This window comes from Pseudoalteromonas sp. GB43, assembly GCF_054923805.1.
The window spans coordinates 1,193,073-1,208,393 of record NZ_JBPCHJ010000001.1; the positions used below are offsets into that span (position 1 = coordinate 1,193,073).

A 15,321-nucleotide genomic window follows, 5' to 3' on the forward strand; every position below is an offset into this window, starting at 1 on the left:
CAGCCTGTATCTTAAGTGAATTTGGGTATAGACTAAAAATCATTGAAAGGGTGGAATATTCTTAACTATGAAAAAATCATTGTTATCAATTTACTTGATAAGCATGCTACTTGTTACTGCAACAAGTTGGTCTGTTCGCGCTGAATCAAATGTTGGCTACTTTGGTTTTGAGCCTGACATCATCACTAACTACATAGGTCAAGGTAATAAAAAACTTGGCTATGTTCGTATTACGGTGGATCTCATGCTCAATGATCTATCTGATATCGCAATCGTAGAACATCACACTCCACTATTGCGTGATGCGATTGTTGAAATACTCTCAAAAGAGCCTGAAGAAAACATTAAATCGCTTACCGGTCGCGAAGAAATAAGAAAGCGCTGCACCGAAAAGCTAAAAGCACTACTAAAACAAGAAACAGGACAAGAGATTGTCCGAGAAGTGTTATTTACTAAGTATTTATATCATTAATTGTAAGATGGCGGCATTAGCCGCCATTTTTATTTACGCGATTATTTGCGTGAAAGCAGCTTGTCTGACACGGCATAAGCCATACCAGCCAATAACCCCGCTAAATGCGCCCAGTTCGCCATACTCACAGGCAACATATCTACAAAGCCTAGAATAAGCCATACCAGCATAAAACCGACAATGCTATTACTTACTAGTGGCGGCTCTGTTGGCCTCATTACGCTGTAGATCCAACAAAACCCCAGTAAACCATACACAACGCCGCTTAGACCACCAAAGTTAGGCCCAACTACTAAAAACTGTGCCCAATTACTAATGAATGCCGTCACTAAAAATAAACCCACTAAGGTTAATTTGCCACTGCGTTTTTCTATATCGTTACCCAGCGTCATCCACCAGATCAAATTAAAAATAAGATGAATAGCGCTAAAATGCACAATGGCAGGTGTAAACCAAGTTAGTGGCTGTGCAGGGTTGAACTGCAACATACTGTAAATAGTTTCAAAACCACCTAATAAGAAGGCAATAAATATAGATATCGAGACTAGAGTAACTGTACGGTTTAGCCAGCTTAATGCCTTAAAGCGAGCTTTTAAATTAAGGGATTGCCCTTGATATGACAGAGGCGATTGTGTACTGCCCACCTGCCATGAAGCTTGTTGGTATTTTTCGTCATGAGGGTTAGCAGCAAACTCCTGCCAAAGAGATTGGGCTTGATGAAAGTGCTCTGGAGCAACACAAATAATCACAGTTTGTCCATCTTGCGAGCGCAGCTCTCCATGTAAGCCCTTACTTTTTATGTAATCTATAAAGCCTTGTGCGGCGCGAGGATTATTTATGCTACCCAACTCAATCATCGTTCAATATGCTCCGGAAGTTGCGTCTGCCAAGCTGTAAAGCCACCATCCATGCTGTATACGTCTTCAAACCCCTGCTCAACTAAATAGCTAGCAGCACCTTGAGAGCTCACACCATGATAACAAACGATGATGATTGGCTGGTCAAACTCTTTATGCATCATAAATTCGCTGATGTTGGCATTTGATAAATGCTCAGCACCTGGGATATGACCCGTTTGAAATGAGTTAGGATCGCGAATATCAGCAATCACAACCTCTTCTTTATCTAACAGCGCAAATGTTTCGCTCACTGAAATATGTTTATACGACATAGTACTCTCTAAACTAAAAAGGCGGCCAAAGCCGCCTTATCAAATTACTCGGTATTAATCCCAGTTGAGGATTACTTTACCTGATTGGCCTGAAATCATTGTATCAAAGCCTGCTTGGAAGTCATCCACGGAGAACTGGTGAGTGATAATTGGTTTCAAATCAAGGCCTGACTGAATTAGACTCGCCATCTTGTACCACGTTTCAAACATTTCACGGCCATAAATCCCTTTAATGATTAGACCTTTGAAAATAACCTGGTTCCAATCAACCGCCATATCTGAAGGTGGAATACCTAACATGGCAATTTTACCACCGTGATTCATGTTGTTTAGCATGCTGTTAAATGCTACTGGCACACCTGACATTTCAAGACCAATATCAAAGCCTTCAGTCATGCCAAGCTCTTTCATTACATCTTCAAGCTTTTCAGTTGCTACGTTTACAGCACGAGTCGCGCCCATTTTACGCGCTAAATCTAGACGGTATTCGTTCACATCGGTGATAACCACATGACGTGCACCCACGTGTTTGGCAACAGCAGCTGCCATGATACCAATTGGATAGCACCTGTGATTAATACGTCTTCACCGACTAAGTCAAACGACAACGCTGTGTGTACTGCATTACCGAATGGGTCAAAGATTGATGCTAGTTCATCAGGAATGTTATCTGGAATTTTAAATGCGTTGAAAGCTGGGATCACAAGGTATTCAGCAAATGCACCTTCACGGTTTACACCAACACCTGTTGTATTACGACATAAATGCACACGACCAGCGCGACAGTTACGACAGTGACCACAGGTAATATGGCCTTCGCCAGAAACACGGTCACCCACTTGGAAACCACGTACTTCCTGACCCATATCAACCACTTCACCTACATATTCGTGGCCAACAACCATTGGCGTAGGAATTGTATTTTGTGCCCACTCATCCCATTTATAAATATGGACATCTGTACCACAAATTGCTGTTTTGCGGATTTTAATAAGCAGATCGTTATGGCCAACTTCAGGCTTTGGCGCATCAGTCATCCAGATCCCTGGTTCTGCTTTTAATTTAGATAATGCTTTCATGATTTACACTCAATTAAACAAAACCGAAGCAAAAGCTTCGGTTTAGGGAATAAAATTAGATAACACCCATTTCTTTACCAATACGGGTAAAGGCAGCAATAGCGGTATCTAATTGCTCTTTTGTATGCGCCGCAGAAATTTGCGTACGGATACGTGCTTGACCTTTAGGTACTACAGGGAATGAGAAACCTGTTACGTAAATACCTTCAGCAAGTAATTTGTCAGCCATGGCTGAGGCAACTTTAGCATCGCCTAACATGACAGGGATAATAGCGTGGTCTTTACCTGCACAGGTAAATCCTGCTGCTTCCATTTGTTCACGGAAATACTTTGCGTTATCCCAAAGTTTAGCGCGTAACTCGCCGCCATTGCTCAGCATCTCAAGTACTTTAATTGATGCAGTAACAATTGATGGTGCAAGTGAGTTTGAGAAAAGGTAAGGACGAGAGCGCTGGCGTAACCACTCAACAATTTCTTTTTTACCTGATGTGTAACCGCCTGATGCGCCACCAAGTGCTTTACCAAGGGTACCCGTGATGATATCAACACGGTCTAGTACACCGCAGTACTCCGGCGTACCTTTACCATTTTCACCAACAAAACCAACAGCGTGAGAGTCATCAACCATCACTAATGCATCATATTTATCGGCAAGGTCACAAACCGCTTCAAGGTTACAAATAACGCCGTCCATTGAGAAAACGCCGTCAGTAGCGATTAACTTAGTTTTAGCGCCCGCTTCATCAGCAGCAATAAGTTGCTTTTCAAGGTCACTCATATCGTTATTTGCATAGCGGAAACGCTTTGCTTTACAAAGTCGTACACCATCAATGATCGAAGCATGGTTTAGTGCATCAGAGATAATCGCATCATCTGGACCTAGAATTGTTTCGAATAAACCTGCGTTTGCATCAAAGCATGATGAGTAAAGAATGGTGTCTTCTGTTTCTAAGAACTCAGAGAATCTTTTGCTCTAAAGTTTTATGGATATCTTGAGTACCACAAATAAAGCGCACAGACGCTACACCAAAACCGTGATCATCAAGGCCTTGTTGAGCAGCTTTAATTAACGCTGGGCTATTTGCTAAGCCAAGGTAGTTATTAGCGCAAAAATTAATAACCTTATCACCAGAGGCAACTTCAATTTGAGCCTGTTGCTGCGACGTGATAACACGTTCGCTTTTGTATAAGCCCTCAGCTTTCACTTCATCAATTTGCTGCTGCAACTGATTAAAAAACGCAGATGCTCTCATCTGTAATCTCCACATATTCTTGTACCTAATCAGAAATGATTAGCATGAATTTAAATTTTGCACCTATTGTAAAAGCTTAGACGAACAATTGCACTGTTTGCAGTTCGTCGCAAACCCTCAACTGGTGTGGGTTTGTGAACTTAAACTGGTCTTACCTCATAAATTACAAATATAAATTGGGTAAATCAGCTAAAGATTCACAAACAATATCGGCATGTTGTTCTGTTGACTCAGCATAACTTTGCCCTGAGCGAACTAAAACACGGGTCGCGATATTGGCTCTTTCAGCGGCAATAAGGTCGCCAAGCTTATCACCGACCATAATACTTTGTGATGGGTCGATTTGATGCTCATCGATGGCTTGTAACAGCATACCCGGAGCAGGCTTGCGACAGTTGCACTCTTGCAAATAAGCAGGCTCAGCCTTGCTTGGATGATGCGGACAAAAATAGACATCAAGAATTGTAACGCCATGGCGTAAAAATTCGCCCTTCATCCACTCAGTAAGGTTGGAAAAATCTTGCTCTGAATAATAACCACGGCCAATACCCGACTGGTTAGTTACTACCACAATTTTATAACCAGCGTCGGCGAAGGCTTTGCACGCTTCGAATACACCGGGTACAAGTTCAAACTCTTCTGGTTTGTATACATAGCCATGATCAATATTGACCACACCATCACGGTCTAAAAATAAAACTTTGCTCATGACAATTGCTCTTTATCTACCACGTGGTCAAACATCGAAATCACCTTTTCTACACTTATTTGCGCCATTAAATCAGCCCCTTTAACGCGTGTTCCCCAAGGTAGCTGTTGCGCTGTTTTGCCTGTTTGTTCACGTAAGTTTTGGTGATAAACCTCAACAACATACTCTTGATAAAAATAAGGTCCTGTGCGTTTTGGGTTTGAGTGGGCATACAAACCAATAACAGGTGTTCCTACCGTTACAGCCATATGCGCAGGCCCAGTATCAGGAGCTAGCACTAACGCAGCACGTTTCAAAACACATAACAGTTCTTTTAGTTGAGTTTTCCCTACTAAGTTAAGCACAGGTGCCGAACTCTGCGCGATAATTTGCTCGGCAAGTTCAATCTCTAAAGGGGTTGGGCCGCCAGTAATAACCACCGAAAAGCCTTGTTGATGAGCATGTTCTGCAAGTGCAGCATAACGCTCAGGTAACCAATTTCGCTCTTTTTTACTTGCCGCAGGCGAGATAACAAAAATACGCCCGGCTAAACGTTCTTCACCTAATAGCGCATCGGCTGCTTGTTGATGCTGCTCAGTAATTGGCATTTGCCATTGAGGTTTGTAATCAGGGATGCCAATTGCTTGAGCAAAGCCTTTAAAACCTTCTAATACATGCGCCTCTGATTGCGGGGCAATACGCTTATTAATAAACAAACTATGCAACTCTTTTGAGCGTGCCCAATCAAACCCCACTTTGATCTTTGCAGGAATACAACGGGCTGCTAAATTCGCTCTGAGTGCGACTTGCATATGTAATAGCACATCAAATTTACGCCCCTTGAACGTGTCTTTAAGTTGCTGATAAGCCTGTTTGCCCTGCTTTTTATCGAACACAACAAACTCAACACCTGGTAAATCGGCCAGTAACATAGCCTCAACTTTACCAATCACCCAGGTAATTTTTGCCTTCGGATGTGCCTTTTGAATTGCTTGCACTGCTGATACGGCATGACATACATCACCAATAGCCGAAAGCCTTAAAATACAAATATCTGAATAGGAGGTTGATTGAGTCACGTGCGCCCTTAGCTACAGCAAATAATATGCGATCTTAAATTAACTTGATGCTAATGCAAGCACTTATGCGAAAAGCTAAAAATACGGTAAGATAGCGCTAATTTTATTTAATCTTGAAGTTGTTATGTTTGAAACTCAGCATCTGCAAAACACCACCCTTTTGTGTCACCCAGCTTATAAAGACGAGCTCACGCAACAGTGGTTCGATGCCAAGTATTGGCAACAACAAGATAAAATAGTTGGTGCCAAAAAAGGTCGTGCAACAGCGTGGTTTTTTAAACATCAACAGTTTACAGGCGTTCTTCGTCACTATTGGCGTGGTGGTTTAATTGGTAAGTTACTGAGCGATCAGTACCTATATGTTGGTTTAAAGCAAACTCGTGTCTATAAAGAGTTTACACTGATGATGCGTTTGCTTGAACTTGGCCTAAATGTGCCGACACCCATTGCAGCAAAAGTTACTACCCATGGCTTAATCTATCGCGGCGATATCATCACCGAGGCAGTAACAGGCGCCAAAAGCGTGTTAGATATTTTAATCACGCGTCCACTTAGCCAGTCTGAGCTAAAAGCGATAGCAGTCACTCTCAGCGAATTTCACAATCATGGCGTCTATCACGCAGATTTAAACATCAATAACATCTTGTTCGATGATACAGGTAAGGTGTTTATCATTGACTTTGACCGCGGTGAAATCAAACAGCCACATGCTAGCTGGCAAACAGAGAATATCAAACGCCTTGCCCGTTCATTTGCAAAAGAGCAAGGCCGTAATGAAGTGATGCATTGGCAACAAAGTGATTGGCAGTCACTGGTGTGTGACTACCAAGCATTGCTTAAGACTTAATTTTGCTAATTACGTTTGATGTTGAGCATCCATTAAGAAACTCAAGTACTTCGACTTTTCCGCCATGGCGTAAAACATGATCGGCACCAGCAATTTGGTCAACGGTGTAATCGCCGCCTTTTACTAGCACATCAGGGCTAATTTGCTCAATCAGCTTAGCTGGCGTGTCATTTTCTTCAATGCTGCCAAATGGAATAACCCAATCAACTGACGCAAGCGCACTTAATACCATAGCACGCTCATCCAATGGATTAATTGGTCTTTCTGGGCCTTTTAAGCGAGTGATTGATTCATCATTATTTAAGCCAACAACCAGCCTATCACCTCGTGCTTTAGCCTGAGCAAGGTAGCGCACATGACCTGCGTGAAGAATGTCAAAACAACCATTAGTGAAAACTATTTTTTCACCATTTTGCTTAGCAAACTCAATATGCTGAAGCACATCTTCAAACGGCGTTTGGTAATGCTCGCCGGTTTGCTGTAAATATTGACCAAGTTTACGGCTCAACTCTTCTGGGGACACGGTTGCGGCACCCAATTTACTCACCGCAATACCAGCAGCGAGGTTGGCAATTTCAACTGCATCTTTTGCAGCCATTCCCGCACCAAGCATCACTGCTAATGTCGCGATTACGGTATCGCCTGCGCCAGTAACATCGCTGACTTCAAGCTGCTGGGCTGCAAAATCATGTTTTTCTGCTTGGCTAATTAACGACATGCCCTGCTCTGAGCGCGTTAATAGCATCGCTGCAATACCAGCCTCATTGATTAGATCACGAGCGCTTTGGGTTAAGCTTTGCTCAGAATCAGTTTTACCACCAGCAAGTTTAAATTCGTTTAAGTTAGGTGTTATATAATCAGCACCTCGGTATAAGCTTAAATCAGATGATTTAGGATCAATAAGCACCGTTTTACCCGCTTTCTTTGCAACCTGAACCATTTGTTGAATTAAGCTCAGTGAGCCTTTGTTGTAATCAGAAAACAACACAAAATCGTAGTCATTTAAAACCAGCTCTAAACGGTTTAATAACAGTTGACTGTGTTGCTCAGTAAAGGTCTCTTCAAGATCAAGACGCACAACTTGTTGATGGCGGCTGATTACTCGCATTTTAGAAATAGTCGGTAAATCGCAAACACTCACTAATTGCGAATCAATTTTCTCTGAACTTAAAATTGTTTCGAGGATTTGCCCGCTTTCATCTTCACCAACCAAGCCTAATAAGCCGACTTTACCATCTAAACGGGCAATATTTTTTGCGACGTTTGCTGCACCACCGGCTTTGTCTTCAAACTTACTGACTTTTACAACAGGTACAGGGGCTTCAGGCGAAATACGCCCTGAGTCGCCATGCCAGTATCTATCTAGCATGACATCACCAACAACTAAAATACGTGCCTTTGAAAGGTTTTTTAGTAACGCTAAATCCATTACTTTTGCTCCGCTACAACCATATCAATGGCTTCGCATAGCCAATGCCCGATAAACATGTGCGCCTCTTGGATACGCGCGGTTTCATCATTTTTAATAATAATAGGTAGCTTAGCGATATCTTTTACCTTACCACCATCTCGACCTGTTAATGCCACAGTAAAGGCGCCGATTTCATTTGCCGCTGCCAGTGCAAGATTGATGTTAGGGCTAGTGCCAGATGTGGTTAAGCCAATCACCAAATCTTCAGGCTTACATAACGCCTGCACTTGGCGCTCAAATACAGTATCAAAATGATAGTCGTTACTGTGAGCGGTTAAAATTGAGGTATCTGTTGTCAATGCGATAGAAGCAAGTGGACCGCGCTCCAATTTATAACGCACAACAAACTCAGCAGCTAAATGCTGTGCATCAGCCGCGCTACCACCATTACCAAACCAAATAACCTTACCACCTGCTTGTAAAGCACTGTGACAAGCTTCTAGTAGTTGCATTACTTCAGGGTGGTAGGTTTCCATCGTCTCAAACAACATTTGATGACGATTTAAACTTTCTAGGTAGCTTGCCGCTACAGAATCAAGATTTGACATAAATATTCCTTAAAAAGTATTAACGGCTTTGCTTACCAAAAATAGGCTACAGATAACCAAGTATAGTTATCGCCAAAAACATCTTCACCATAGGTAAGAGTTGTCTCTAATGTATGCTCGTTTAATTGACGCGTGTTACTTAGTTGAAGTTCAATTGCATCATCATATTCTCGACTAAATCCACCTATATCATACTCGTAGTTACTTTTATTCGAAATGGTTGAAACTTTAGCACGCCATAGAGACTGAAAAGATTCAGAATAAGTCACTTCTAAAACATTTACTTCAGACGGTACGCCGTCACCAAAGTAACGCTGATCTGCAGCAAAATGTCCAACAACAAATCCATCTACCGTATTACCCTTAGTAGGATAAATATAGTTTTTATACCAAAAGCTGTGCATATTGGTATGTTCAAATCTAAAACTTATTGAGTCTGTTAATTTTGGGAAAAAAGCCCCTAAACTATAAGCGACATTACCAAACTGATAGTTTTTGTGCTCTTTAGTATCTTCACCACCGTATTCAAAATAAAGCTCTGTTGGCAATCCCCAATTAAAGTTAATTACATTTGTAATTGAAGCGAACTGATCGCCCAGCTCCGCATCAGAGCTACCTACTAATGCAACATTATCATTTCCGGCAGGATCAAAAAAAGCGTCAAATACATCTCCAGCATCTACTTTACGAGGCCCACCGCCAAACTGCATCATTCGGTTAAGGCCAATTTTCCAACCACTAATAGGTTCAATACTGAAGTGAGTACCCGCAAGTTTAGGCGTACCACTATGAAGTTCACCTTGATATAAAATACCATTCTCAACATGTTCTAACTCTGAATAATACAATTCAAAATCAAAATTCCACCAATTATGAGCAGGCTTTACCATACCAATCGAAATTGACGGGGCTGTTTTTGCGTTGGTTGAAATGATTTGTGCAGAATGCTTAAACGGCGAGAACCAATGTTCTTTATACCCAAGGTTTAACTGTAAATCTTCACCAGCAAAACTAATAAACGAATTGTAATTTACAAACTTATTTGCCTTCGCTCGGTAATCAACTCCAACCTGTACTAGCGTGTAATCATTGGCACGCCAAATACCTTCAAAAAAGCCTTGTCCCCATTCATCAGAGCTAAGTCCGCGTTGATTTGCTATTTTTTTACTGTTGTCTGTATCAACTTGTAATTTAACACCTGCACGTGTTACTGCATCATCACTTTGATAAGGCTTTATTTTATAACGGATAGCTGCGACTAGTCCTGGCTCTTTTTTTTCAAGCTCAAGAAGCGCACTTTCTACTTCCGATAAACGATAAGGTTTAACCATAGGCGCGCCTGTGGTTAAGGCAAACAAAGTATCTAATTGATGATCAAGCTGTGCATCCATGCCAATCGGTAAGTAGGCGGTAGGTGCTGCAAATAAAGGCATTGAACAACTTAGAAAAGCACCAATTACCGAGGCTTTTATCATTTTAAATTTCATAACTGCTTCGTTGATTTATTAAGTAACCGAAATATTACCAAATTAGCTAACAGTAAACACTTTAAAACTTTCTTTAATAACCCTTTTTAACATTTTATATTTAGATCCCAAAGGTTCCACGCTATCATAACGTTTTACCTATATAGGCTAAGCAATGGCGCGCATTTTATACTCTTTACTTTTATACCTACTAAGCCCACTGGTTGTTTTTTACCTGTATGTTTTACGCGGCAAAAAGAATAAGGGTTACCGTGAACATTTTGCTGAGCGCTTTGGCTTTTCGAACTTATCTCATCACGATGTTGTTTTTCATTGTGCCTCTGTAGGGGAAGTGTTAGCAGCAACGCCGCTTATTAAGGCCGTTCAATCAGAAAACCCTGCACTTACTATTTTAGTAACCTGTAATACCCCAACGGGTCGCGAACAGATAAAAAATAACTTTAAAGATGCGGTTAGCTGCTGTTATTTACCGATTGATTTTTTCTTCGCTACCAATCGATTTTTAAAACGTATCCAGCCAAAGGTACTGTGTATTTTAGAAACTGAGCTTTGGCCAAACCTGATGGCGCAAAGCAACAACACCGGCACAAAAGTACTTGTTTTAAATGCCCGACTTTCAACTAAATCACAACAAGGCTACCAAAAGGTAATGCCTTTAACTAAGGTGATCATGCAGTCTATTAGCGACCTGGTCAGTCACAATCAAAATGATGCAAAACGTTTTATTGAACTTGGCTTAAAACCTGAAAAGGCACGCGTATTTGGCTCAATTAAATTTGATATCACGCCTACAGAAGAGCAATTAAATAAAGTCGCAGCACTTAAAACTCAGTATAACAACGAGCGCTTTATCTGGGTTGCTGGCTCTACTCATCCTGTTGAACACGAGCTTATTTTAACTGCTCATAAGAAGCTGTTAAAAGCGTTACCCAACGCTCTTTTGATTATTGCTCCACGTCACCCAGAGCAATTTGATAAAGTTGCTGAAGTTTTAAAAAGTTCAAATTTGAGCTTTAGTCGTCGCAGTGAAGATAACTATAACAACCAACAAATAGTGTTAGCTGACACGTTAGGTGAGTTACAATGCTTATATGGTGTGGCAAACATCAGCTATGTTGGCGGTAGTTTAATAGAGCGAGGCGGCCATAACCCGTTAGAGTCAGCAGCGTTTTCGGTTGGCGTATTAGCAGGCCCTCATACCTATAACTTCGACCATATTTATCCTGAACTGATTAGTGCTCAGGGAGCTAAAACCGTTACCGATGAAAATCACCTTGCTGACACACTTATCGCTTTGAGCACTGATGTAAAAAAGACGATTAAGCTCGGTCAACAAGCTCAAAAATGCGTTGCTAACAATCAAGGCGCCATCAGTAAAACGGTTAATTTAATTGAGCATTACTTAGAAAAGTAAAATAGAATAGAGAAATAATGTGACTTCAAAGCAAGCGATGAATCGCCCAGAAATACAAATGCGCGAATGGGTATCAAGCGTAATCGTAAAATACAATTTCTGCCCGTTTGCCCGTAAAGAAGTTGAAAGCAATTGCATTCATTATCAAATTAGTCAGTCTATTACGCTTGATGATGCAGTAATGGATATGCTTGAGCAATGTAGCGCGTTAGACCAACAAGCAGAGCGCGAAACCACTTTGTTGATGTTTGAGCAAGGCTTTAAAGATTTTGAAGAGTTCTTAGATTTAGTCGATTTAGCCAATGCGCTTTTAGCTGCGCAAGGCTATGAAGGTAAGTATCAAATAGCCAACTTTCACCCTGACTATGTATTTGCTGATAGCGATGACAGCGATGCTGCAAACTATACGAATCGTGCACCTTACCCAACACTGCATTTAATCCGTGAAGCCAGCATGAGCGAAGCGTTAGACAACTACGATGAACCCGAATCTATCCCAGAGCACAACATTAAACTTGCAAGACGCAAAGGCATCGATTTTTGGCAGCAGCTACTGCAAAACTGCATCGATAAGCGCTAACACCTACCAGCGTTCTATAGATAAAAAGCCAGTAATGCTGGCTTTTTGTTTATTATAGCGATTAAATTTAGTGAGTTATTTTTTTACCCACTCACCGTTCACTTCAATGTAGTGACCCGGCTTCGTTTTCTCGATAGTTTTAGCAGCTGCAAGGGCTTCAACTTGAGCTAACGAAAGATTGTTCTTTTTCGCAAGTTTTAAATATTGCTCTTTACGCTTTGCATTAATTTCATCAACGACCGCTTTTGCTTCGCTGTTATTAACCACTAAACCTAAATAGCCTGAGCTGTCTTCACCCACTAAACGTCTTGGCTTTTTGCATCATCAAGGCTGATAGCCCAAGCAGAGAAAGATAAACAAACAGCACTGATCAAGGTGATCACATTTAGTTTTTTAAGTTGTAATTTACGCATGTGTGCTCCTTAGAATAATTCGCTGTCATCACTGAATAAGGTATCTAGTTCTTTATCCACTTTTACGCGGATCTCATGGTCAACTTTTACATTTAAGTTGATTGTAATCGGCTCTTTTGCTGCCACTTCAACACGATGCGTACAGGCACTCAGCATGCCTACCGCCGTCAGCATTACTAACCACTTAGCCATCATTGCTTCCTTTTTTTGCATACTCTTTCTCAACTCTTTGAGTAATTTCATCACTTAAACGCAGCGCTCTAAGTAAAGTAAATACATTCTCTTCATGATTATAATTAAAGTTCACTGCTTGCTGCTGCGCTTCATTATAACCCTCTAAATTTACACCTAAATGTAACCAACCATCCGGTTTGAGATTAACACTGCTGCGTAGTTTTTTAATATCTAAATTCTCAAGTAAACTCAGCGTGGTACTCAGCTCTTGTTGCTGCGCTTTTACCGCTTCAAAGCCCGCATTATTAGTGATCAGTAATTTACCATCACCCTGATTAACTAACTGCCCTTGCTTTACCTCGATACCCTGTTGACTTATTACAACGGGTAAAGTGCCTGCTAAGCGCCCACTTAAGCTAATCCCTGATTCAGCATCAAGGGTGACCAATTTACTGGCATCAATATTTTCAAATTTAACAGTCGCGGTTTGGTTATCACTGAGTGGGCAATACTTATTCACCACAAATGCCCCGCCCATAACCTGACCAGTTAGTTTAGCTGCGCAAGGCTGATTAGCTGTTACCTGCAACTGACCTTGTATATTTTTGACCACGGCACCTGCGCGCAGTTCATTGAGTGTAAATTTAGTCGCTGCAATATTAAGCTGCCCTGAATTAAACGTGCCGTTCAAATTCACTGCAAAATCATTCGCTAGATAATCATTATAAAGCGCACTGAATTTACTTATTTGCACGCGCCCTTGTGCTTGTTGAAGATTTACATCCCCTTTTATATTGCCCGAAACGACTCCATCAGTGACTATAGCAAGCGGCTCAAACTGAGCAATTATCGGGTTTAGCTTGGATACTGCCTGCTCTGGTATCACTAATTCAAATGGGTGAGCAACCTCAGACATATGATGGCTAACAAGCGCTTCAAAGCCATCTGCAAACACATGATGCGTTGCCTGCAAGGCGCGGCTTTGAAGAGCTTTTGACACAACAGACAACTTATTTAAGCTAAGCTCTGCTGTTGATAATTTAGCGGCTGTGGTTTTGGCATCAATATCAGCAAATAACTCCCCCACACTGAGATCTGTACTAAGAGTAAGCTCATTGCTAATTTTTGCTGCGTTAATATCATCATAAGTTAATGATTTAACTTTGCTATTAGCGATAACAACTAGGTGCTGCTGGGCATTATACTCAGCGTTAATTGCGCTGCTAAAATCAGCTATCTGTGCACCCGATATTAGGGCGTTTTTAACACTGATATTGGTATTCAGTTTAGCTGTAGGGCTAGTAAATAACCCTTCAATATTTAGCTTTCCTTTAGCCCCAATATCTTCAACCCCAAAACCCTCAGTCAAGGCGCCATCAGACTGAAAATCTAAAAATGCAGGTAGTGAATCCACCAACAGTTGAAAATCAGCGCTAACGCTGCTTTCATGCAAATGTGCGTTTAGCTTAAGCTCATCTATATCTTTACTATTAAAATAAATGCTAACTTGGCTATTCAGTGATGTGAGCGGATCCAGCAAAGAAAGGGATGTATTACTGACTGTCACCTCACTTTGCCCTTGTATAGCTTGCAGCTTTATGATTGGGGCTGAAAGATTTTTATCTTCTACACTCACTGGTTTTTCAATGTGTAACTGCCAAGTAAGCGGTAACTGCGCTTCAATAAATGATTGATGCTGTTGGTCTGCTATGGTGTTTAAGCAATCTCGGTTTGCGCTCAGTTGATTTTGTAAAGCTGATAAATCCGCGTATAAATGCTGTTGATTTAATTGATACTTAGCACTCAATTGCCCTTCACTAGCAAAACCTAAGTCGCATTGCGCTAGAGCATGCTGATAACTTGCATTGATTGAGCTTTCAATTGCAACTGTAATTCCATCAAACTTAATCTGTGATTGAGTGGTAAAATGGCTGCTTGTTGGCAATGTTACGAATCGCTCTGCCACTTGCTCATCAAACGTGATGTTGGCTTTGACTTCATAATTAGATATTACAACGTCAGCATTGAGATCCCGTGAAATCGTAAAATGATTTAGGCGTTTTTCTTGTATCGCCAACCTAACAGGATTTTGGGTAAACGGTGAGACTACATCAAGCTGCTCAATACTTATTAGCGGTCTTTGCTCGGGTAATACCAAAGCAAGCTTTTTAAATTCAGTTTGTGAAGTGTCAGGTTGTTGATTATTTGTAAGGTCACTAACGATGAGGTTAGCGCGAGAAACACTAACCTGTTGCTTATTCGCAATAATGCCAGCTAACTCAATTTGCTGTCCTTGGTAGGTTAAGCATAATTTCTCGATATTCAAATCAAGCTTGCGAGTTAATGACCAATCAATGCAGTGAAGCTCAGCACCATTTTTACTGAGCATAGGCGTTAAGTACCACGATGTCAGTGGTAATCTGAACAGATACGCCAACAGCACCATGCTTAACACGATACCTAGCAACCCAACACACGCCCGCTTAAAACTCAAAAAACTCTCCTTGCTTCTCGCTTCTCGCTTCTCGCTTCTCGCTTCTCGCTTCTCGCTTCTCGCTTCTCGCTTCTCGCTTCTCGCTTCTCAGAACATTATAAACAAAAAGGCCACACATGATAGTGCAGCCTTTTTAGTTTAAAGGGTTTGT

The 15,321-nt window shown here is 41.3% G+C and carries 13 protein-coding genes and 3 pseudogenes; 4 read left to right on the plus strand and 12 right to left on the minus strand.

Annotated elements, in window-relative coordinates; translation table 11 throughout:
* Nucleotides 1-103 precede the first annotated feature (103 nt).
* Complete coding sequence (locus tag ACRWSG_RS05655; RefSeq protein WP_371351978.1) at nucleotides 104-472, plus strand: flagellar basal body-associated protein FliL; 369 nt, start codon at nucleotides 104-106, stop codon at nucleotides 470-472.
* A gap of 41 nt (nucleotides 473-513) precedes the next feature.
* Here the strand turns inward: ACRWSG_RS05655 and glpG are convergent, their stop codons facing one another.
* From glpG to ACRWSG_RS05685, 6 genes and pseudogenes are all read right to left on the minus strand, one after another.
* Nucleotides 514-1,329 carry a rhomboid family intramembrane serine protease GlpG gene (glpG, locus tag ACRWSG_RS05660; RefSeq protein WP_462165845.1) on the minus strand — a complete coding sequence of 272 codons (816 nt, stop codon included), beginning with the start codon at nucleotides 1,327-1,329 and terminating at the stop codon, nucleotides 514-516.
* Nucleotides 1,326-1,643, minus strand: a complete 318-nt coding sequence (glpE, locus tag ACRWSG_RS05665; RefSeq protein WP_054560963.1) for a thiosulfate sulfurtransferase GlpE — start codon at nucleotides 1,641-1,643, stop codon at nucleotides 1,326-1,328. The genes glpG and glpE overlap by 4 nt, the downstream gene beginning before the upstream one ends.
* 54 nt (nucleotides 1,644-1,697) lie before the next feature.
* Nucleotides 1,698-2,722, minus strand: a pseudogene (gene tdh / locus ACRWSG_RS05670) (L-threonine 3-dehydrogenase).
* A gap of 55 nt (nucleotides 2,723-2,777) precedes the next feature.
* Nucleotides 2,778-3,975 (minus strand): annotated as a pseudogene (locus tag ACRWSG_RS05675) (glycine C-acetyltransferase).
* A gap of 163 nt (nucleotides 3,976-4,138) precedes the next feature.
* Nucleotides 4,139-4,684 (minus strand): D-glycero-beta-D-manno-heptose 1,7-bisphosphate 7-phosphatase, encoded by a 546-nt coding sequence (gmhB, locus tag ACRWSG_RS05680; protein ID WP_462165847.1) that lies wholly within the window; start codon nucleotides 4,682-4,684, stop codon nucleotides 4,139-4,141.
* Nucleotides 4,681-5,742 carry a glycosyltransferase family 9 protein gene (locus ACRWSG_RS05685; protein WP_462165848.1) on the minus strand — a complete coding sequence of 354 codons (1,062 nt, stop codon included), beginning with the start codon at nucleotides 5,740-5,742 and terminating at the stop codon, nucleotides 4,681-4,683. Before ACRWSG_RS05685 ends, gmhB begins: the two co-directional genes overlap by 4 nt.
* A gap of 124 nt (nucleotides 5,743-5,866) precedes the next feature.
* Between ACRWSG_RS05685 and ACRWSG_RS05690 the strand changes: the two genes are divergently transcribed.
* Entirely contained in the window at nucleotides 5,867-6,589 is a 723-nt protein-coding gene (locus ACRWSG_RS05690) for a 3-deoxy-D-manno-octulosonic acid kinase (RefSeq protein WP_462165849.1), read from the plus strand.
* Here the strand turns inward: ACRWSG_RS05690 and hldE are convergent.
* The 3 genes from hldE to ACRWSG_RS05705 are packed head-to-tail and all read right to left on the minus strand — an operon-like array spanning nucleotide 6,579 to nucleotide 10,095.
* Nucleotides 6,579-8,018 carry a bifunctional D-glycero-beta-D-manno-heptose-7-phosphate kinase/D-glycero-beta-D-manno-heptose 1-phosphate adenylyltransferase HldE gene (hldE, locus tag ACRWSG_RS05695; protein ID WP_138599690.1) on the minus strand — a complete coding sequence of 480 codons (1,440 nt, stop codon included), beginning with the start codon at nucleotides 8,016-8,018 and terminating at the stop codon, nucleotides 6,579-6,581. The two genes, ACRWSG_RS05690 and hldE, sit on opposite strands and share 11 nt — an antisense overlap.
* On the minus strand, nucleotides 8,018-8,608 hold the full coding sequence (locus tag ACRWSG_RS05700) for a D-sedoheptulose-7-phosphate isomerase (protein ID WP_054560969.1): 591 nt from the start codon (nucleotides 8,606-8,608) through the stop codon (nucleotides 8,018-8,020). The genes hldE and ACRWSG_RS05700 overlap by 1 nt, the downstream gene beginning before the upstream one ends.
* A gap of 32 nt (nucleotides 8,609-8,640) precedes the next feature.
* Nucleotides 8,641-10,095 (minus strand): capsule assembly Wzi family protein, encoded by a 1,455-nt coding sequence (locus ACRWSG_RS05705; RefSeq protein ID WP_138599648.1) that lies wholly within the window; start codon nucleotides 10,093-10,095, stop codon nucleotides 8,641-8,643.
* A gap of 154 nt (nucleotides 10,096-10,249) precedes the next feature.
* Between ACRWSG_RS05705 and waaA the strand changes: the two genes are divergently transcribed.
* Both waaA and ACRWSG_RS05715 read left to right on the plus strand, forming a co-directional pair.
* Nucleotides 10,250-11,509 (plus strand): lipid IV(A) 3-deoxy-D-manno-octulosonic acid transferase, encoded by a 1,260-nt coding sequence (waaA, locus tag ACRWSG_RS05710; protein WP_462165850.1) that lies wholly within the window; start codon nucleotides 10,250-10,252, stop codon nucleotides 11,507-11,509.
* A 37-nt stretch (nucleotides 11,510-11,546) separates the two neighbouring features.
* Entirely contained in the window at nucleotides 11,547-12,089 is a 543-nt protein-coding gene (locus ACRWSG_RS05715) for a DUF1415 domain-containing protein (RefSeq protein ID WP_063703529.1), read from the plus strand.
* A gap of 75 nt (nucleotides 12,090-12,164) precedes the next feature.
* On the opposite strand, the pseudogene ACRWSG_RS05720 reads toward ACRWSG_RS05715, so the two are convergent.
* The 3 genes and pseudogenes from ACRWSG_RS05720 to ACRWSG_RS05730 form a co-directional block, all read right to left on the minus strand.
* A pseudogene (locus ACRWSG_RS05720) lies at nucleotides 12,165-12,502 on the minus strand (YdbL family probable chaperone protein).
* 9 nt (nucleotides 12,503-12,511) lie between these two features.
* Entirely contained in the window at nucleotides 12,512-12,694 is a 183-nt protein-coding gene (locus ACRWSG_RS05725; RefSeq protein ID WP_054551055.1) for a YnbE family lipoprotein, read from the minus strand.
* Nucleotides 12,687-15,170 (minus strand): intermembrane phospholipid transport YdbH family protein, encoded by a 2,484-nt coding sequence (locus tag ACRWSG_RS05730; RefSeq protein WP_462165851.1) that lies wholly within the window; start codon nucleotides 15,168-15,170, stop codon nucleotides 12,687-12,689. Before ACRWSG_RS05730 ends, ACRWSG_RS05725 begins: the two co-directional genes overlap by 8 nt.
* Nucleotides 15,171-15,321 lie beyond the last annotated feature (151 nt).